Here is an 18910-nt window from a genome sequence, read left to right as displayed (position 1 = left end):
TTTATTCACATTGAGACCAAAATACTTACTTCCAGTAGTCATTTTTGCACAATTTTCGGGAACATCATTATGGTTTGCCCTCAATGCTGTGTTGAAAGACTTACAGCAATTATATCCAGACACATCCAATTTTCTGAGTAGCATGACCTCCTCTGTACAATTGGGTTTTGTCATTGGTACGGCTATATATGCTGTTTTAACCATCAGCGACCGCTTTTCGCCTGTAAAGGTATTTGTGTATTCTACGTTGTTAGCAGCGTTTTTTAATTTGCTGATTGTCTGGATACCTGTTAGTTTCAAGGAATTGCTTTTCATTCGTTTTGCTGTCGGTTTTTTCTTAGCAGGCATCTATCCCGTCGGCATGAAAATCATGGCAGACTGGTATGACAAAGGTTTGGGAAGAGCCTTGGGATATTTAGTAGGGTCTTTAGTGTTAGGCACTTCATTCCCACATTTTATTGCTTTTTTCTCTCTTAGCATCCATTGGCAATCTGTCATTATTGCCACATCAATTATTGCTTCATCTGGGGCTTTATTAATGTTTTTATTCATTAAAGATGGCCCTTTTCGTAAAAAGGCAGGACGATTTAACCCAAGAAGCATTATAGCATCTTTCAAAAACCCCTCCTTTAAAACCTATTCATTTGGCTATTTCGGGCATATGTTTGAGGTCTATACTTTTTGGGCTTATGTACCTATCATTATTCAACAATACAATCAACATAGTAGCTATTCTTTCAATATTTCATTGTGGTCATTCTTAATTATTGCTTCTGGCTTGATAGCATGTGTATTGACAGGTGAGTTTTCTGCTAAATTCGGGAGTGCCAAATTGGCTTTTTACTGCTTATTACTTTCTTTAATATGTTGTCTTTTTTCTGTTTCTTTTTCACAAGTCAGCCCTTTTGTCTTCATTACCATCATGTTGGTTTGGGGAATGAGTGTAGCTGGCGACTCACCACAATTTTCTGCCTTAATTTCACAAAATACCAATCCTGAATATCGAGCATCATCCATCACCATTGTAAACTGTATTGGTTTCGCTATTACCATTATTAGTTTACAAATTTTACAATTTGCGACCAAATATATTACGGAGGAATACGTTTACTTAATTTTGGCTATAGGTCCTGTATTAGGATTAATAAGTACTTTTAAAAGCACTTTTGAGGTAAGGTATAAGGTTTAAAATGTTGCCCTCAAGCCCTACTATATAAGAGATTTCAACTTTATCACTAGCGAGGGACTTGAGTCCCTCGCTAGTGATAAAGTTTTCATTTTCAAACACTTACAAATAATCATTCGTATATTATTTAGCAAAAATGCTTTTATTAACATCAGATACATTAACAATCGCTAAAGGTCTATTAGGGTATCGCTTAGTGCATGAAAGTGAAGAAGGGATAACCGCAGGAATTATAGTAGAAACCGAAGCATATCTACAAGATGACCCCGCTTGTCATGCTTATCGAAAAAAGAGTGTTCGCAATGCCCCCATGTTTGGTGTGCCGGGTACGGTATATGTATATCAAATATATGGCATGCACTTTTGTGTGAATATTACCACTAACAAGAAAGATATAGGCGAGGCCGTATTGATAAGAGCGTTAGAGCCTATTGAAGGTATTCCACTGATGGAAACGAGGCGTAATACTACTATTTTGAAGAATTTATGCTCTGGTCCAGGGAAGTTGGTCCAGGCAATGGGCATCCATAAAGGCATGAACGATTGGCATGTTTTGGACGGTGATTTAAAATTACTTCCTCCAGTCAACGATTATTCCAATGCTGACATTATTACAACTACCAGAATCGGCATTACACAAGGAGCTGAATTGCCTTATCGATTTTATTTAAAGGGTAGTCCTTTTATTAGTAAACCTTAGGTTTTAACGCTTTGAGGTGGTTCTTCATGTTGATACCATATATCAATATGAAGAACCACCTCAAATACGTTTTGTAGTTGTTCTGTGAAGGCACTATTCCATCACTTTCGGCACTCTAAAATATTCTCCGTCTTGTTTTGGAGCATTTTTTAATCCTTCTTCTCGGCTAATGCTTTGAACTACTTTATCTTCACGCAAAGCATTGATTTCTAAACTCATGTGGGTCAATGGCTTTACGTTTGATGTATCTATTTCATCTAACTCAGACATCCAGTTTAGTACAGACTCCAACGACTCCTTTATTTCTTTTTCAGCAGATTCGGGCATTTCCAAACGAGCTAAATGAGCAATCTTTTGTAATAATTCTTTATCTATATTCATCTTTATCATGTATTGAGAGAGAGTTTAAACTTCGTCTCTCCCTCTCAATTTTTTATCGTCCATGTGTTTGTTCAAAAACTCATTGATTTTTTCAATGTCAATACTTCTATTGATTTCACCAAAAGAATTAATTGAAATATCGAATCCATCAAGTTCATTATGAACTTTTGGAAGTTCTTTTTTAGGAGTTTCTTTTTTCTTTGCCATTATCTGAATTTGAAAATTTGGAGGTTCAAAATTAGTGCATTCAATAGATTAATTACTCATCACTCACCATTCACAACTCATTATTACAAGGTATTCAAAGCCTTCTCTAAACGTGTAATTACAGCTTCTTTTCCGATGATTTCCATTGATAACATCAAGTCGGGGCCTGCTCCTACCCCTGTGGTAGCCACACGCAAAGCCTGCATTACTTTTCCCATTTTAATGCCTAGTTTTTCTAATTCTGCATGCAAAACGTGCTTAATATCATTTGCAACAAAATTATCCAATGTAGGTAAAGCATCTTTAAAGGCAGTAATTCCTTTTTTAGCATCATCATTCCATTTAGAAGCTACAACGGCTTCATCATAAGTAACGGGTGCAATGAATAATGCCTCAGCCTCTTTTGTGATTTCTTGTGGAAAAGTAACTCTTTCTTTGAATAAGCTTACAATTTTCAAAGCTTTGTCCGATTCAAAGTTAGGTAAATATTCTTTGGCTAACGTTTCATCAGAACGCAATTTTAAATATTGCTGATTGAACCATTTAGCTTTATTAATATCGAATTTAGCACCTGCTTTATTGATTCTTTCTAAACTAAAGCTTTCAATCAATTCTTCCATTGAAAACAATTCTTGTTCTGTTCCCGGGTTCCAGCCCAAGAAAGCCAAGAAGTTTACGACAGCATCACTCAAATAACCTTCTTCTCTGAATCCTTTGGCAACAGTGCCATCAGGGTTTTTCCATTCCAATGGGAAAACTGGGAAACCGCCTAAATCAGCATCACGTTTTGAAAGCTTTCCATTGCCTTCTGGTTTCAGCAACAATGGTAAATGGGCAAACAAAGGCATGGTATCTTCCCAACCAAAAGCACGGTATAATAATACGTGTAAAGGTGCTGAAGGCAACCATTCTTCCCCGCGAATGACGTGTGAGATTTCCATCAGGTGGTCATCTACTACATTGGCAAGGTGATACGTTGGCATTCCGTCCGACTTCATCAATACTTTATCATCCATCGTTGATGAATGTACATGTACCCAGTCGCGGATGATATCTTTAAAACGAATTTCTTCTTTGGCTGGTACTTTCAAACGAATAACATAAGGCTCGCCTGCGGCTATTTTAGCCTGTGTTTCTTCTTCTGAAAACGTCAAAGAGTTTTTTAATCGACTACGCGTTGCGGCATTGTACTGAAAAGCCGAACCTTGGCTTTCAAAAGTTTGACGCATTGCATCCAATTCCTCGCTTGAATCAAAAGCATAATAAGCTTTTCCTGAATTGATGAGTTGCATCGCATAATCCATATAAATAGGCTTACGTTCTGACTGTCTGTAAGGGGCATGGGGGCCACCTACGCTTATTCCTTCATCAATCGTAATACCTACCCATTTGAGGGCTTCTATGATATAGTCTTCCGCACCTTCTACAAAACGAGTTTGGTCCGTATCTTCAATACGTAGTAACATTTTACCACCCAGTTTTCTGGCTAGTAAATAATTATATAATGCTGTTCTTACACCACCTACGTGCAAAGCTCCTGTTGGACTTGGTGCAAAACGTACTCTTACTTGATTTGACATTTTTTGAAAATTAAATTACAGCAATACAAGAAATCTCTACATTTACATCTTTTGGCAAACGTGCCACTTCTACAGTTTCACGTGCAGGAGGATTCTCTGAAAAATATTCACCATATACAGCATTGATGGCTGCAAAATTATTCATGTCTTTTACAAAAATAGAAGCCTTTACCACATTAGCGAAAGTCATATCGGCTGCTGCTAAAATAGCTTTTAGGTTTTCCATTACTTGACGTGTTTCATCCTGAATACTTGCTCCAGCTTCTGCCAAAGCAAAAGCAATTTGCCCTGAAATATACAAAGTTCCGTTAGAGAGTACTGCCTGCGAATATGGCCCGATGGCTGCGGGTGCTTTTTCAGTGAAGATGATTTGTTTCATTGTTGATTTGTATCTTTATTGGTTTCCCGAAATTTTGTGCAAGTTACAAAATGATTAGCTGTTTTAAGGCATTTATTCAAATCATGATACTTTTGTAAGGGGCAAATTCGTAGACTATCTGTATATTCCAAGATATTTTCAATAATTTGCCTTTGTTTGCACTAATAAATTAAAACATACAATTCATGGTATTAAAGATTCGTCGTAAATATAATTTTTGGTTATTGTTTATCGTAGTATTGGTTATTGTCCTTTTTTGGCAACGAGTTTGGGTTGTTTATCTATACCAACAAGCCAGAGGAGGGTTGGATGTTGCCTTCAATACTCGTCCGCTTGAAGAGGTACTGAAAGATAAAAATGTTCCTGATTCAGTAAAAAAACGCATTTTATTGATTGGCGAGATAAAGCGTTTTGCCATTGATTCTTTGGGCTTACAGGATAACCCAAAAGTATACCAAACTTTGTATGACCAACAAGGACGACCTTTGGTATATTTGCTTACTGTAGCAGAGCGGTATAAAATGGAAGCAGTGATGTTTAATTTTCCATTTATTGGCAACTTTACTTACAAAGGTTTCTTTGATTCAACGGCTGCTTATCAGGAAGAAAATGTTTGGAAACTACAAGGCTACGATACAGAGATGGGACAAGGGGCGGCATATTCTACCTTGGGCTGGCTACCCGAACCTATCTTAAGCAGTATGCTTTACTACTCTGATGGCAAATTAGCGAGCCTGATTATTCACGAAATGACACATGGAACGATTTTTGTAAAAGATGATCATGAGACGAGTGAGAATCTTGCCAACTTCATTGGCGATTATGGTGCAAAACGTTTTTTAATTTATAAATACGGCAAAGAGTCTCCACAGTTCCAAAAGAAAAATCAATCTAAAGAGGTGCGAGACAAATATATAAAGCACTTAAACAGAGGGACTTTGAAATTGGATAGTCTTTATAAAACTTTTGAAGGCAAAAAAAATTCTGACATACGCAAGGATTCATTAAAGTATGCGTTAATTGAGGAAATTGAAATAAGTCAGGATACTATCTTAAAAAAATCAACGGCTTTACCTAAACCTAAAATTGACAGGAAGGATTTGCCAAACAATGCTTATTTTATAGGGTTTAAAACGTATAATTCTAAACAAAATGAGTTTGAGTTAATCTTTCAAAAACAATATAAAGGGAACTTCGAACATTTTTTGAAGTCCATGCAAAAAAAATATAATCAGTAATCTGCGCATATATGAAAAAAGTATTTTTGATAATAATTCTCTTGGTTACGGCGATGAGTTTCAAGTCATCATTTCAAGAAAGGGTAATCGAACAAGATAGTTTTACTACTGGCGAACATATAGAATATCGTGTGCATTATGGTTTTGTGAATGCTGCGGAGGCCATTGTGGATGTAGATAACAAACTACAAAATGCTAATGGTAAACCTTGTTATAAAGTTGGTATCGTAGCTAGAACTGTGGGCGTTACCGATTGGATTAGTAAAGTACGCGATACTTGGACATCCTACATCGATGCATCTATGATTTTACCTCAGCAGTTCTATATGAACAAGCATGAAGGAAATTATAAAAAAGAACAAAGAGTGATTTTTAACCATAATAACAATACTGCAAAATTGTTTGAAATGGATGATTCGCAAGAGAAGAAAACGTATAATCTGCCTAAGTATATTCAGGATGTGGTAAGTGGTTATTACTTTATCAGAACGATTGACTTTTCAAAAATGAATGTGGGTGATTCTGTACCTGTTACATTCTTTTTTGAAGGAGAAGTGTATAATATGCGATTGAAGTTTCGTGGCAAAGAAACGATCAATACAAAGTTTGGTAAAATTAGCACTTTTAAAATCACCCCTCAATTACCTAAAAACAATTTCTTTCAAGACGAAGAATCTGTAAAAATGTGGGTAACGGATGATGAAAACAAAATTCCAGTAAGAGCAGAGGTTTCTTTAAAAATTGGTGCTTTAGCACTAGACCTTAGGAAGTATTCTGGCTTGAAACATGAGTTGAAGTTTAATTAGATGTTAGCTTTGAGCGATGAGCTTTTGAAAAGTTCAATGTGGTCTTCACCGTGTTCTGTGTGCCACAGAACACAATTGATCACCCGTATTATTGTGCCTCAAACAACTGTCTAGCCTTTGTTAAAAAAGAAAAATGAGCGTCATTATAATTTTAATAGTTTTAAACCTCATCATAAACCTTATAGCCACACTCTCCTTCGCAGCAAGGATTGCCGGTATTAGAACAGGGAAAATTGCACTCGCTTTTTCATTATTCAATATCCTGAATGTTATTTCCAGAACTGCCAATGGATTTCAGGCACCGTTGTTAGCTAATTATGTTGAAAAAACTATCCATAGCGATTTGGGGAGTACAACCTTTACATTTAGACTCATCCTATTATCGTATACTATTGCCACTTTACTAGGAATATTTTTAACTCCAACTACCCAGAGAGTATTTTTTAGAGCAATCATGGAGTTTTATAAGGTCAAAACTTTTAGTAAAATGTTTATCAGTTTCATATCCAAAGGCTCTCTTCTCAAAAAAACGCTCTTGTATTTTACCATCCCAAGCTATTCAAATATTAAGTTACTTTTTAAACACGATTATTACCCTTGGAAAATATTTATTTTGAATACCGTTGCCACAGCCATTCTGTCTGTGGGTGTAATTGCATCAGTATATGCTGGGTATTTGAATCCAGATTATAGAAGTACGGCTAGTAATTTATCAGCATTAATAAATGGATTTTCTACAATAATCATGTTTGTATTTATTGACCCATATTTGTCAATACTCACAGACCAATATATGGGAAAAGAAATAAATGAAACAACTTTTCGATTTAATATAATTTTTGTGATGCTATCAAGACTATTAGGCACTGTATTAGCTCAATTTTTATTTTTGCCAGCCGCACACCTAATAGCATACATTAGTCACCAAATGTAAAATTTACAAATTAGCAATGTCATCCAGAGACAAGCCCGTTGATTTGATAATAATGTCAATATCAACTCCTAAAGACTTTAGATTTCTGGCTACTTCCAATTTTCCTTTTTCATAAGCTGTATCAATAACACCTTTTAAATCACGGGATATTTTTAAACTTTGCTCGTAATCGTTTATTTCTTCTTCTACCGTCCGTGTTCTGTATGCCACAGACCACGGTGGTAAATTCACACTGTAAATACAGAAAATCCTGCAAGAAAATAAATTCTTGCAGGATTTTTAGTTATATAAGCTCATAGCTCAAGGCTAACTGCTAACAGCTAAAAAACTACCAAATAAAACGAGTAGAAAGGAATGTTGATTCTTGATTTTCTACAATTTGGTTGACGATAGCTTTGTTCTCAGCAGTTTCTTTAGTAGCAACTACTGTTCTAATAGAGAACGAGCGCAAAGCAGCCGTTACTGAAAGTGTTCCTTCTGCTGAATCTTTACGACCCGTGAAAGGGAAACCGTCTGGTCCACGCTGACATTGTGAGTTAATATTTACACGCGAAACTTGGTGTACAGCCACATCCATTAATTCAGAAATCTGATGAACATCTTTACTGAAAATAGATACTTGCTGACCGTGCGACGATTCAATTAAGTAATTAATTGGTTCTTGAATATCACTGAAAGCTACTACTGGAACAAGAGGACCGAATTGTTCTTCATGCCAAACTTTCATTTCTCTGTTTACAGGATATACCAATGCAGGGTAAACAATAGATTTGAAAGATTCTCCACCGCCTTCATTTACAACTTTTGCTCCGTGTGCAATGGCATCGTCAATCAATTCTTTCAAGTAAGCTGGTTTGTTAGGCTCAGGAAGTGGCGTAATGTTTACTCCTTTTTCCCACATTAAACCTAATTTCAACTTACCGATTTCTTCAGACATGCGTTTGTTGAAAGCATCAACCAATGATTCGTGTACCCACATTATTTTCAAAGCTGTACAACGCTGACCATTGAACGATAATGAACCTAACATACATTCTTTCACGGCTAATTCTAAATCAGCACTTTCAGTAACGATGGCAGCATTTTTAGCATCTAGTCCTAAAATAGCTCTCAAACGGTTTACTTTCGGGTGCATTTTTTTCAATTTATCCGCTACTTTCGACGAACCAATCAGGGTTAAAGCATCAATTCTGCCTGATTCCATCAATTGAGGAACTACTGAATTTCCACGACCGTAAATTGTATTGATTACCCCAGCAGGGAATGATGTACGGAAAGCCTCCAATAACGGGTAGTGTAATAAAGTACCATGTTTTGGTGGCTTAAACATCACTACATTTCCCATAATCAATGCAGGAATCAACGTAGTGAAAGTTTCATTCAAGGGATAGTTGAATGGTCCCATACACAAAACAACACCAAGTGGAGAACGACGAACCTGTCCGATAATTCCCTCTTCAATCATAAATCTTGAAGAATTACGGTCGATGTCTTTCAATGCACCAATAGTATCATAAATATATTGAACGGTACGGTCAAATTCTTTTTGTGAGTCACCCAAAGATTTACCGATTTCCCACATCAATAATTTCACAACCTCATCACGTTTCGTAATCATCTGTTGCGTAAACTTCTCAACACATTCTATACGGTGAGCAACAGACATTGAAGGCCACTCGCCACGACCATGGTCGAAAGCTTTTACGGCAGCATCCAAGATTTCCATCGCATCTTCCGGATTGGTGATAGGATACGAACCTATTCTTTTTTGTTCTAAACCGTTGGCAGTCTGAACATAAACAGGAGACCAAACATCTTGGGTCTTCCCAGCCCACTGACGCATCTCGCCGTTAACTAAATACTCACGTTGCTCAATCGGCTCTGTGAGATTATATTCCGCTGGAATCTGAGCTTCGGTTGGAAAAAAAGTTTCTAAGTTTTTTACAGAAGACATGAATTTTAATTCTTAAAAAAGTACAATGATTTAGATTTTTGTCTTGGCAAAGTTTAAAAGAAAGGAGTTTCAGCAAATGAAGTGAGACTATTTTATTTTAATAATCATAAATATACTACAAATATTCCTATTTATTGATTTGCAGTTAAATTTCATTGATACTAATTTAAGCGAAGTCAGTGTATTTACTTAGAAGGTTTTTAACTGATATTTTCTACGAAGTTTGTTAATTAAAAACTTCTTTTGGGCTGTAAAACTCTCTGGATTTACTTGGTTAAAAACCACTTTCAGGCTTTGAAAATCCTCGGGATTTGCCCAAAGAAATTTTTCTGAATCTATATTTTTCTGTTCGAGATATTGTTCAAAAACCATGGTAAGTAGTGATTAGTAAATAGTGATTGGTAAATGATCTGATGTCTCGGTAGCATTTTTTTGCTAACGCTAGACAGATTAGAATATTTTTAAGAATTTTATTTGATTTTTATCTGAAAAGAAAATTTCCATTCACTACTAATTATCTTTTCTTCGCTATGCGTGCCACACTATGCGTGCCAGCTCGATATAAGGAAAGTAACTGCAATGGAAGAGCTAAAAGAAATTCATAATCGTCGGCGACCCATTTCGCTTTGCTCAAACAGCGGAATTTCAGAAAAAATTACACCTATTTAATCTAAAATAAAATTTTTAAACCCTAGAAAATATTAAAAACTCTAAGTTAAGTAATCAATACAATTAAAGCAATGTTGTCATTTGTAGTAAATAAATGATTAACTAAATTTGTGTGCTAATCACCAATTACTATTTACTAATCAATTCTTAACTGCTAAGATTCTATCAAAACAGGTCTTTCTTTTTGTTTAAAGTATAAATATACCAAAGAAGCAAATGCAAAAAAAGCGGCAAGAAAATATGGAATAACAATGTTCTCTACTTTGCCTTTATAAATTTGTCCTGCAAATAATGCTCCTAAGCCAATACCTGCCTCTAGGGCAATGTAAGTAGTGGCAACGGCTCTTCCTCTGTAAAGCTCGTCAGATAAATCTACTGTCCACGCCATTAAAGTGGGTGTATTGAATCCCCAAGAAAAGCCAAATAAAATAGAGGATAAAATAAATATCCAAAAAGAGCTAGTTAAAGCACACAATATCATGGAAATTACCAAGATAGTTGATGAAATCATCAAAATAGGAATCCGACCATATTTATCCGATGATTTCGCAAAGAATAGCCTTACTGTTAAAGAAGCAACGGTATAAACTGTAAAAAAAAGCCCTTTATTGCTAATCCCCAATAGTTTGGTTTGGTCTGGCACCAAAGTAAGCAATACACCCGAAGAGAACGACACTAAAATCATCACAACAAAGGCTGGAATTACCCTTGGTTCAAACACATCTTGCCAACCTATCCTAAATAATTTAAAAGAAAAAGCCTTTTTTTGTATCGTTGGAAGCGTTTCTCGCATATTCAACAATATTAAGATAGAGAGTAAAGCAAAAGCTGAAGAAGTAAAAAACATCCCATTGATAGATATCCAACTGGTAAGGTAACTCCCGATACTTGGGCCGATAGACATCCCCGTTGCCGTAAAAATACCTAGCATTCCCTGTGCTTCACCACGTCGATTTTCGGGAATAATATCTGCTACATAGGCCGACGTAGCCGTAGGCTTTGTACCCGTAGAAAAACCATGCAAAAAGCGCAATAATAAAAAACCAGCAATGGTATGAACAAAGGGATATAGTCCGCCACACACAAAACATACCAATGACCCAAAGGCCATCACGGGTACTCTACCGATGGTATCAGTCAATTTACCAGAAAAAGGACGCGCAAAACCTGCTGTAAGCGTAAATAATGCAATGATGTAACCGATGTATTCTTTTCCACCCATTGAACCTAGATAATCGGGCAGTTCGGGAATCATCATTTGAAAACTAGCAGAAAAAAGAAAATTACTAACGCAAAGTAACCAAAACTGAGTAGTGTATATTGAAGTTTGTTTTTCCATCCGCAAAGATAATTAGTAGCTATTAGCATTAAGCTGTAAGGCATAAGCTTTTTTTATTAAAAGGGTATTGATAGATTGTTCAGGATTTTTTGCAAGGTAACATTTCATCACACAAGCGGTAGTTTAGTGTTACGCAAAGTGTGGAAGGATAATCCTCAAAATCATTTACTTTTAGCTGGTGTCTTTAGTGACTAAGCGATCGAGCTTTCAATCCTTATCACTAGCGAGGGACTTAAGTCCCTCGCTAGTGATAAGGATAAGATTATCAGATACTTGTATTCAGAAAAAACCCCTCATTATTACATAAATAGCTTTTTACTTTCACGCTTATTCAGTGTCATCAAGAATGCTGGTAGTAATATTAAATTGCAAATCATCGCCATCAACAGCGTAATTGAAATTAATATTCCTAACGACTGTGTTCCTTTGAAAGTTGAAGCTGTAAAAATAAAAAAACCTGTAAACAATACGATTGCTGTATAAAACATAGAAACACCCGTATTCAAAATGGTTGCTGTGACAGCTTCTTTTACAGTTCTGTTTTTATTCAACAATTCATCTTTATAGCGTGTCAAGAAATAAATAGTTCCATCTGATGAAATACCGAAGGCTATTGAAAATATCAAAATAGTTGAATATTTCAAGTGAATATCAAAATAGCCCATCAATCCCGCTGTAATCAGAAGGGGAATCAAGCTTGGTAAAGTTGAAATAAAAACCATTTTCCAAGACCTAAACAACAATGCCATAATGATACAAATCAGAAAAATTGCTTGAAGGGTGCTCTCTACCAAATTACCTTGCAAATAATCATTTTGCCAAGCATAAATCACACTATTACCCGTTATTTCAGCATCATAGCCTTGCTTATCCCCTTTTTTATAAAACTCGTTGGTTTCGGCATTATAATTAAAGATGCTATCTATTTTAGGTTGTAACGCACTAATTATTTGATTAGTCCGCACCGTTCCGCAGTCTGCAATTTGAAAACTTACACGTGTATAACGCTTTGTAGAATCAATAAAGCCTTTGGCAAAATTTTGTTTACCCGACAAGCTAGCATTGTATTCTTTAAGCTTTGCTAGTTCGTTGATACCTGGCAATACAAAATATTTAGGGTCACCACCACGATACCCCTGATAAATAAATTTAGCGGCCGTCACTAAAGAAACAGGTTTGGTAAATTCTGGATACTTGGCAAATTCCTTCTCCATCCTTTTTATTTTAGTCAAAAGCTCTGGGGAATTCATTACTCTGCCAGGTTCATAAGTGTCTATGGCTACTTCAAAAGGCATAATTCCTTTGAAATTCTTTTCAATAAATTTCAAATCGGTATAGATAGGGTTATCCTTCGTTAAATCATCTACGATATACCCTATTGATTTTATTTTGGTTGTGCCATACACCGATACACCGATAATTAGGATAATTACTAAATAAATAACCGACCTTCGGTGGTTCACCCAATGGTCGATACCAAGTAAAAATTTGGATATTTTACCAGACTCTAAACGAATAGTATGTTTGTTCGCTGGCGGTGCTAAAAAGCTAAATATTACAGGAATCAAAATCAATGAAACAGCATAAGTTAACATTACATTGATAGCTGCTACAATGCCAAACTCTATTAAAAAGATGCTACCCGTAAAAGCAAAAACACCAAACCCAATTGCAGTAGTGAGGTTCGACAACACAAGTGTTTGTCCAATTTTTTCGATGGTTACTTTCAAGGCTAACTCTTGGTTACCATGCAAGGCGTATTCTTCGTAATATTTGTTTACGATAAATATGGCATTGGGTACGCCAATCACAACTACAAGAGGAGGAATCAATCCAGAAATGATAGAAATCTTAAACCCAAACATCACAATAATCCCCAAGGCAGATACGATTCCAATTAAAACAACTACCAATGCTACCAGCATTATTTTGAAGCTCCGGAAAAACGCCAGTAAAATCAAGGAAGTAACTACTATTGCTAAAATCAAGAAAATACCTAATTCGTTAGTAATTTGAGCCGTCATTTCAGTACGGATAAAAGGCATTCCTGAGAGATGCAAATCCGTATTTTGGCTGGTTTCAAATTCTTTAGCAATTTTCTTTATCTTTTGTACGGCCTCTACCCTACTCTTATCGTTAATAGCACTTTGGTCAAAAGTAATCATCATCAAATGCACATTGCCCGTTTCGTTGATGATGAATCCTTTATAAAAAGGTAGTTTATCTAATTTGGTTTTTACAGAATCTACCTCAACTTGGGAAGTAGCCCTCTGTGCTATCAGACTTTTGGTAATAAAGCGTTTCAGAGAATCATTTTTCTCGACTCTTGGAATATTACCGGCATATACTACATCTTTGATACCCTTTACGGTTTTGATAGTTTTAGCCAAGTCTTGCCAATGTTGGAAAAAAGCCAACTGAAACATTTTGTTGGTTTCAACACCAATTACCATCACTGAACCATCTTCGCCAAATCTTTTTTTGAAAGATTCGTATAACTGAAAGCGTTCATCTGATTGAGGAAGAATCTTAGGCAATTCGCTAGAAACTTGCGTTTTAGAAGCCATCACCGTCATGAAAATTGCTAGGGCAATTACGGCAGATAGGTAGTAAAGTCTGTACTTGAGGATTGATAAGGCTAAATTATGCCAAAAGTTTTTCATTTTTTATTTTGATAAAATAAATTCAGCAATTCCATGGCAGCATTAATGGGCAATTTCTTCCCTTCACTTACCTCCTGCTGAATATCTTTCCTATAAAGGTCAACGCTAGGATGTTCGTAAAATTTCTCTTCTAGCGACTTCTTTATAAAATAATACATCCATTCCAAATTCTGTTGGCTACGCTTCTGTTGAAAATATCCATTTCCCATAAGTAGTTCACGATGCTTTTCAATAGCCTCCCATATTTCCTTAATCCCTTTCTCAGTAATAGCCGAACAGGTAAGTACTTCGGGGTACCAGCCTGTTTGGTTAGGTGGGAACAAATGTAGGGCATTTTGATAAGCTACTTTAGCTAAATCCGCTTGGGTTTCATTGCCCGAATCTGTTTTAGTAATAGCTATCAAATCGGCCATTTCCATAATGCCTTTCTTGATTCCTTGGAGTTCGTCACCAGCACCAGCTAACATGAGTAATAGAAAAAAATCGACCATACTATGCACTATGGTTTCTGATTGCCCCACTCCTACTGTTTCAATAATGATTACTTCAAAGCCTGCGGCTTCACAAAGTAACATTGCTTCACGGGTTTTGTTGGCTACGCCCCCCAAACCTCCACTGGTAGGGGTAGGACGGATATAAGCCAGTGGGTCATTCACGAGCTTTTCCATGCGGGTTTTATCCCCCAGAATACTTCCTTTGCTAATGGGCGAACTTGGGTCAATCGCTAATACAGCTACTTTTTTGGGTAGCTTGGTCAAATACTGTCCGAAGGCCTCTATAAAAGTACTTTTGCCCACGCCAGGTACACCTGTAATACCAATCCTGATTGAATTTCCCGTATGGGGTAACACAGCTTCTAGTACTTCTTGAGCCAATATTTTATCTGTAGGCAAATTGCTTTCTGTCAGCGTGATTGCTCTGCTGAGAATCATTCTGTTTCCAGCCAAAATGCCGTCAGTATATTCTTTTATGGATAAGCGTTTAAGCATTTCGCTTCAAAATAATTTCTGCCCACTCTAAATCTTCGGGGGTGGTGATTTTGATATTTTCGTACGACCCTTCGATGAGATTAATATCAAAGCCTGCAAATTCTACGACACTCGCATCGTCAGTAAAGGTACTCAACTCTTCGGTTTCAAAAGCCTTTTTGATAATAGCTACTTGAAACGTTTGTGGTGTCTGTATCAATCGAACAGTCTGGCGGTCTATTGCTTGCCCATTTACCCGAACAGAATCTTTAGAAGCTACACTGACGACGGCTGTTCCTTTGGTTTGGGCAACCTCAAAGCTTTCACGGATGATGTCTGTACTTACAAATGGTCGGACACCATCATGCACTGCCACGATACCGTCTGTATCTATTACAGATAATCCATTTTTACCCGATTGAAATCTTGATTGTCCACCTTTCACTAACTGGTGTTGTACCTCAAAATGGTGTTTTTGACATAATTCCTTCCAAAAATCAAACTGACTTTCAGGCAATACCAGTATGAGGCTAATATCCGAATAAGCTTCTCTAAAACGGATTAAAGTATGCATCAATACAGGTAATCCACCTATTTCGATAAACTGTTTAGGCAAATTACTTTTCATTCGGCTACCACTTCCGCCCGCTACTATTATAGCATATTTTTTCATGAATAATTACGAAAAATAAAATTGATACAAACCCCTAAAACAATCAGGCGAAAGACCTAAGCTATGAATATTGCCTAATGTCTTTCGCCTGAAAAGTGCTGATTATACATCTTAGATAATCAACATGGCATCGCCATAACTAAAGAATTTATATTTCTCTTTGATAGCAATTTGATAAGCTTCCTTAATCAAATCATACCCACCAAAAGCAGAAGTCATCATCAATAAAATTGACTCTGGCAAGTGCATATTAGTTAATAATGCATTCGGGATTCTGAAATCGTATGGAGGGAAAATAAATTTATCTGTCCAGCCTTCGATAGGTTTTAAGTGACCATCCGCAGATACAGAAGATTCCAACGCCTTCAAAACAGTTGTTCCAATTGCACAGATTTTCTTTTTGTTATCAATTCCTTCATTCACCACCTCACAAGTTTTTTCTGTGATGTTAAAATTTTCAGAATCAGTTTTGTGCTTTGTTAAGTCTTCAACATCTACCTGACGGAAAGTTCCTAAACCAACATGCAAGGTAAGTGGCGTAAAGTTGATACCTTTCAACTCTAAGCGTTTCATGATGATTTTGTTGAAGTGCAAACCTGCTGTTGGAGCCGCTACAGCACCCACGTGTTCAGCATAAATTGTTTGATAACGCTCTTCGTCAGCCGCTTCTACTTTACGTTTAAAACGGATTTCATCTGGTAGTGGCGTTTCGCCTAATTGGTGAATCGCTTTCATCAAAGCTTTGTGGTCACCATCGTACAAGAAACGAATAGTACGTCCACGCGAAGTAGTATTATCGATTACTTCTGCCACTAAATCACTATCACCAAAATATAATTTATTACCTACTCTGATTTTACGAGCAGGATCAACTAATACATCCCAAAGACGGTGTTCTCTATTTAATTCACGAAGTAAAAATACTTCAATTTTTGCACCTGTTTTTTCTTTCTGACCGAACAAACGAGCAGGGAAAACTTTAGTGTCGTTTGTAACCATTACATCACCGTCATCAAAATAATCCAAAATGTCGGTGAACATACGATGCTCAATAGTTTTTGTTTTTCTATTTACCACCATTAATCGTGATTCACCTCTGTTCTCTGGTGGGTACAAGGCAATGAGGTTATTAGGGAGGTCGAATCTGAACTCAGATAATTTCATTCTAATAATGTTTGCGGTTTTTTCGCCTGGAGTCATTTCTTACGGTTTTAATCTTCGGTTTTGTTTGATAACATGATTGCTACTAGGGCTTTTATCGTATAAAATCAAAACAAAAATCTTGGTTTTATACTAAAGTCTCCCACCCTATAGATAAATGACTTCAATACGATTCTTGCAAATATACAATTTCCAGATAGGGCTTGTCAATACAATATGATAATAAATTACACTTTTAGTTGATTCTTTTAGTTAATTTTTCAAATAAACCTGTATATGCTTCTTCAATAGCTCTTTTTGGCCTATAATATTTGACAATATTTTTTTTAATAAGTAATATATTTTTCTGAATTATCTCAAAACCACTTGGTTTTCAATCCATTTTCTGGCTTTCCTGTAGAACTTTACACTGATTTATGTTTTGAATACAATAAATCTATCGAACAAATTCAGATTGAAATAGTTAGTTCAGAGTAACCAATTTTTATTTTCCTTATTCTTTATTAAAATGTCTAAAATTTCGATTTTTTGGTTTCGTCGCGACCTCCGCTTACACGATAATGCAGGATTATACCATGCTCTTAAAAAAGGTGTGCCAGTATTACCAATCTTTATTTTTGACAAAAATATTCTGGATAAACTTGACGACAAACATGACCGCAGAGTAGCATTTATTCACGAGGCGCTAACCGAAATCCAAGCATTTTTAACGGCTATGGGCAGTACTGTTTTAGTAAAATATGGTACGCCTGAAGAAGTTTTTCCGGCATTGCTTGATGAATATGACATAGATACGATTTATACCAATCATGACTATGAACAGTATGCCCATGAAAGAGATGAGAGCGTCCGTGAATTTGTGACTAGCGAAGGCGTTGGCTTTAGTACTTATAAAGACCAAGTCGTTTTTGAGAAAAATGAAGTCCTTTCGGGTGCAGGAACGCCTTATACTGTTTTTACACCCTATAGCCGTAAATGGAAAGAGAAGGTAAATGCATTTTATTTGAAATCATATCCTACTGAAAAGTACTTTGATAATTTTCTTCAAACAAAGCCTTTTGAAATACCAACCTTAGCCATGATGGGATTTCAAGCAGTTAAAACAAAATTTCCTAGTAAACAAGTGCGAGATGGTATTATTCGTAGCTATGCCGACAACCGAGATTTCCCCGCAATCGAAGGCACTTCTAAGTTATCTGTTCATCTACGCTTTGGTACAGTTAGCATCCGTGAATTAGCACGCAAAGCACAATCGCTATCAGAAACATGGCTGAATGAATTAATCTGGCGAGATTTTTATTTCAATATTCTTTATCACTTCCCACACATCTCGCAAGGACAAGCTTTCAGGAAAGAGTATGACAAAATTATCTGGCGAAATAATGAAAAGGAGTTTGAGCTTTGGTGTGAAGGCAAAACGGGCTATCCTATCGTAGATGCTGGTATGCGTGAATTGAATACCACAGGCTTCATGCACAACCGTGTTAGGATGATTGTAGCTTCTTTTTTGACCAAACATTTACTAATCGATTGGCGTTGGGGCGAGGCTTATTTTGCTAAAAAGTTATTAGATTTTGATTTTGCAGCCAACAATGGCGGTTGGCAATGGGCATCAGGGAGCGGTTGCGATGCGGCACCTTACTTTAGGGTTTTCAATCCGACTTTACAAACACAAAAGTTTGATAAGCAACTGGAATATATTAAAAAATGGGTACCAGAATTAAATACTTTCGATTATCCTACACCTATCGTCAATCATGATTTTGCACGTAAACGGGTGTTGCCTGTTTATCAAATGGCTTTGAAGGGTTTTATAGACTAAAGATACAAGACTAAAGACTTAAAGAAAGGTATTAAAACTAAATCTTTTGTCTTACTTCTAGTGTCTTATATCTTGTAGACCATAATCCCGAAGGGATGGAATGATTATAGCAAACAATTAATGTAATATTGTCAGAACCCTGAAAGGGTGATACAATCGGGTGAAAATGTATAAGATTAAAAATTTATGTCACCCCATCGGGGTTAGAATCTAGATATTTTCTATAATCTTTTCTATAATCCTTTCATCC

At 36.3% G+C, this 18910-nt stretch carries 18 protein-coding genes; 6 read left to right on the top strand and 12 right to left on the bottom strand.

Translation table 11 applies throughout. From position 1 onward, the window contains the following. Window positions 1-10: 10 nt before the first annotated feature. Both AC07XN_RS00400 and AC07XN_RS00395 read left to right on the top strand, forming a co-directional pair. A complete protein-coding gene (locus AC07XN_RS00400) occupies window positions 11-1189 on the top strand; it encodes an MFS transporter (RefSeq protein ID WP_494741626.1) in 1179 nt (392 codons plus the stop codon). A 133-nt stretch (window positions 1190-1322) separates the two neighbouring features. Next, entirely contained in the window at window positions 1323-1886 is a 564-nt protein-coding gene (locus AC07XN_RS00395; protein WP_494741625.1) for a DNA-3-methyladenine glycosylase, read from the top strand. 93 nt (window positions 1887-1979) lie between these two features. On the opposite strand, the gene gatC is transcribed toward AC07XN_RS00395, so the two are convergent. From gatC to AC07XN_RS00375, 4 genes are all read right to left on the bottom strand, one after another. Further along, a complete protein-coding gene (gatC, locus tag AC07XN_RS00390) occupies window positions 1980-2267 on the bottom strand; it encodes an Asp-tRNA(Asn)/Glu-tRNA(Gln) amidotransferase subunit GatC (protein ID WP_309923093.1) in 288 nt (95 codons plus the stop codon). Between the two features lie 24 nt (window positions 2268-2291). Beyond that, window positions 2292-2474, bottom strand: coding sequence for a hypothetical protein (locus tag AC07XN_RS00385; protein WP_309923095.1), 183 nt, complete (start codon window positions 2472-2474; stop codon window positions 2292-2294). A gap of 83 nt (window positions 2475-2557) precedes the next feature. Next, window positions 2558-4054, bottom strand: coding sequence for a glutamate--tRNA ligase (gene gltX / locus AC07XN_RS00380; protein WP_494741624.1), 1497 nt, complete (start codon window positions 4052-4054; stop codon window positions 2558-2560). 10 nt (window positions 4055-4064) lie between these two features. After that, on the bottom strand, window positions 4065-4433 hold the full coding sequence (locus AC07XN_RS00375) for a Rid family detoxifying hydrolase (RefSeq protein WP_309923099.1): 369 nt from the start codon (window positions 4431-4433) through the stop codon (window positions 4065-4067). Between the two features lie 185 nt (window positions 4434-4618). Between AC07XN_RS00375 and AC07XN_RS00370 the strand changes: the two genes are divergently transcribed. The 3 genes from AC07XN_RS00370 (at window position 4619) to AC07XN_RS00360 (ending at window position 7411) form a co-directional block, all read left to right on the top strand. Then, a complete protein-coding gene (locus tag AC07XN_RS00370; RefSeq protein ID WP_494741623.1) occupies window positions 4619-5671 on the top strand; it encodes an aminopeptidase in 1053 nt (350 codons plus the stop codon). A gap of 11 nt (window positions 5672-5682) precedes the next feature. Next, window positions 5683-6477: a DUF3108 domain-containing protein gene (locus AC07XN_RS00365; protein WP_309923104.1), complete on the top strand. Its 795-nt coding sequence runs from the start codon at window positions 5683-5685 to the stop codon at window positions 6475-6477. A gap of 133 nt (window positions 6478-6610) precedes the next feature. Then, window positions 6611-7411, top strand: a complete 801-nt coding sequence (locus tag AC07XN_RS00360) for a lipid II flippase family protein (RefSeq protein WP_494741622.1) — start codon at window positions 6611-6613, stop codon at window positions 7409-7411. 3 nt (window positions 7412-7414) lie between these two features. Here AC07XN_RS00360 and AC07XN_RS00355 read toward each other — a convergent pair whose 3' ends face one another. From AC07XN_RS00355 to queA, 8 genes are all read right to left on the bottom strand, one after another. Next, window positions 7415-7642, bottom strand: coding sequence for an Rpn/YhgA-type helix-turn-helix domain-containing protein (locus AC07XN_RS00355; protein ID WP_494741621.1), 228 nt, complete (start codon window positions 7640-7642; stop codon window positions 7415-7417). Window positions 7643-7739: 97 nt separating this feature from the next. Continuing rightward, a complete protein-coding gene (locus tag AC07XN_RS00350; protein WP_309923111.1) occupies window positions 7740-9365 on the bottom strand; it encodes an NADP-dependent glyceraldehyde-3-phosphate dehydrogenase in 1626 nt (541 codons plus the stop codon). A gap of 189 nt (window positions 9366-9554) precedes the next feature. Next, window positions 9555-9737 carry a hypothetical protein gene (locus tag AC07XN_RS00345; protein WP_309923113.1) on the bottom strand — a complete coding sequence of 61 codons (183 nt, stop codon included), beginning with the start codon at window positions 9735-9737 and terminating at the stop codon, window positions 9555-9557. Between the two features lie 451 nt (window positions 9738-10188). Next, the gene (locus AC07XN_RS00340) at window positions 10189-11373 is read right to left on the bottom strand and encodes an MFS transporter (RefSeq protein ID WP_494741620.1); all 1185 of its coding nucleotides are present in this window, start codon (window positions 11371-11373) and stop codon (window positions 10189-10191) included. 299 nt (window positions 11374-11672) lie between these two features. Beyond that, the gene (locus AC07XN_RS00335) at window positions 11673-14036 is read right to left on the bottom strand and encodes an efflux RND transporter permease subunit (RefSeq protein ID WP_494741619.1); all 2364 of its coding nucleotides are present in this window, start codon (window positions 14034-14036) and stop codon (window positions 11673-11675) included. Then, window positions 14033-15025 carry a methylmalonyl Co-A mutase-associated GTPase MeaB gene (meaB, locus tag AC07XN_RS00330; protein WP_494741618.1) on the bottom strand — a complete coding sequence of 331 codons (993 nt, stop codon included), beginning with the start codon at window positions 15023-15025 and terminating at the stop codon, window positions 14033-14035. The genes AC07XN_RS00335 and meaB overlap by 4 nt, the downstream gene beginning before the upstream one ends. Beyond that, window positions 15018-15677, bottom strand: a complete 660-nt coding sequence (locus AC07XN_RS00325) for a 2-C-methyl-D-erythritol 4-phosphate cytidylyltransferase (RefSeq protein WP_494741617.1) — start codon at window positions 15675-15677, stop codon at window positions 15018-15020. The genes meaB and AC07XN_RS00325 overlap by 8 nt, the downstream gene beginning before the upstream one ends. Window positions 15678-15788: 111 nt before the next feature. Then, window positions 15789-16841: a tRNA preQ1(34) S-adenosylmethionine ribosyltransferase-isomerase QueA gene (gene queA / locus AC07XN_RS00320; protein WP_309923315.1), complete on the bottom strand. Its 1053-nt coding sequence runs from the start codon at window positions 16839-16841 to the stop codon at window positions 15789-15791. A 505-nt stretch (window positions 16842-17346) separates the two neighbouring features. Between queA and AC07XN_RS00315 the strand changes: the two genes are divergently transcribed. Next, window positions 17347-18660: a cryptochrome/photolyase family protein gene (locus AC07XN_RS00315; RefSeq protein WP_494741616.1), complete on the top strand. Its 1314-nt coding sequence runs from the start codon at window positions 17347-17349 to the stop codon at window positions 18658-18660. Window positions 18661-18910 lie beyond the last annotated feature (250 nt).

Source organism: Arcicella sp. GW458-12-2-14-TSB2 (assembly GCF_059423785.1).
The sequence above is the reverse complement of the archived record's forward strand: the minus strand, read 5'-3'. Positions and strand labels throughout refer to the sequence as shown.

Coding starts and splice junctions, on each gene's coding strand:
- AC07XN_RS00395 (WP_494741625.1), top strand. CDS start 1,323: ATGCTTTTATTAACATCAGATACATTAACAATCGCTAAAGGTCTATTA.
- gatC (WP_309923093.1), bottom strand. CDS start 2,267: ATGAATATAGATAAAGAATTATTACAAAAGATTGCTCATTTAGCTCGT.
- AC07XN_RS00385 (WP_309923095.1), bottom strand. CDS start 2,474: ATGGCAAAGAAAAAAGAAACTCCTAAAAAAGAACTTCCAAAAGTTCAT.
- gltX (WP_494741624.1), bottom strand. CDS start 4,054: ATGTCAAATCAAGTAAGAGTACGTTTTGCACCAAGTCCAACAGGAGCT.
- AC07XN_RS00375 (WP_309923099.1), bottom strand. CDS start 4,433: ATGAAACAAATCATCTTCACTGAAAAAGCACCCGCAGCCATCGGGCCA.
- AC07XN_RS00370 (WP_494741623.1), top strand. CDS start 4,619: ATGGTATTAAAGATTCGTCGTAAATATAATTTTTGGTTATTGTTTATC.
- AC07XN_RS00365 (WP_309923104.1), top strand. CDS start 5,683: ATGAAAAAAGTATTTTTGATAATAATTCTCTTGGTTACGGCGATGAGT.
- AC07XN_RS00360 (WP_494741622.1), top strand. CDS start 6,611: ATGAGCGTCATTATAATTTTAATAGTTTTAAACCTCATCATAAACCTT.
- AC07XN_RS00350 (WP_309923111.1), bottom strand. CDS start 9,365: ATGTCTTCTGTAAAAAACTTAGAAACTTTTTTTCCAACCGAAGCTCAG.
- AC07XN_RS00345 (WP_309923113.1), bottom strand. CDS start 9,737: ATGGTTTTTGAACAATATCTCGAACAGAAAAATATAGATTCAGAAAAA.
- AC07XN_RS00340 (WP_494741620.1), bottom strand. CDS start 11,373: ATGGAAAAACAAACTTCAATATACACTACTCAGTTTTGGTTACTTTGC.
- AC07XN_RS00335 (WP_494741619.1), bottom strand. CDS start 14,036: ATGAAAAACTTTTGGCATAATTTAGCCTTATCAATCCTCAAGTACAGA.
- meaB (WP_494741618.1), bottom strand. CDS start 15,025: ATGCTTAAACGCTTATCCATAAAAGAATATACTGACGGCATTTTGGCT.
- AC07XN_RS00325 (WP_494741617.1), bottom strand. CDS start 15,677: ATGAAAAAATATGCTATAATAGTAGCGGGCGGAAGTGGTAGCCGAATG.
- queA (WP_309923315.1), bottom strand. CDS start 16,841: ATGAAATTATCTGAGTTCAGATTCGACCTCCCTAATAACCTCATTGCC.
- AC07XN_RS00315 (WP_494741616.1), top strand. CDS start 17,347: ATGTCTAAAATTTCGATTTTTTGGTTTCGTCGCGACCTCCGCTTACAC.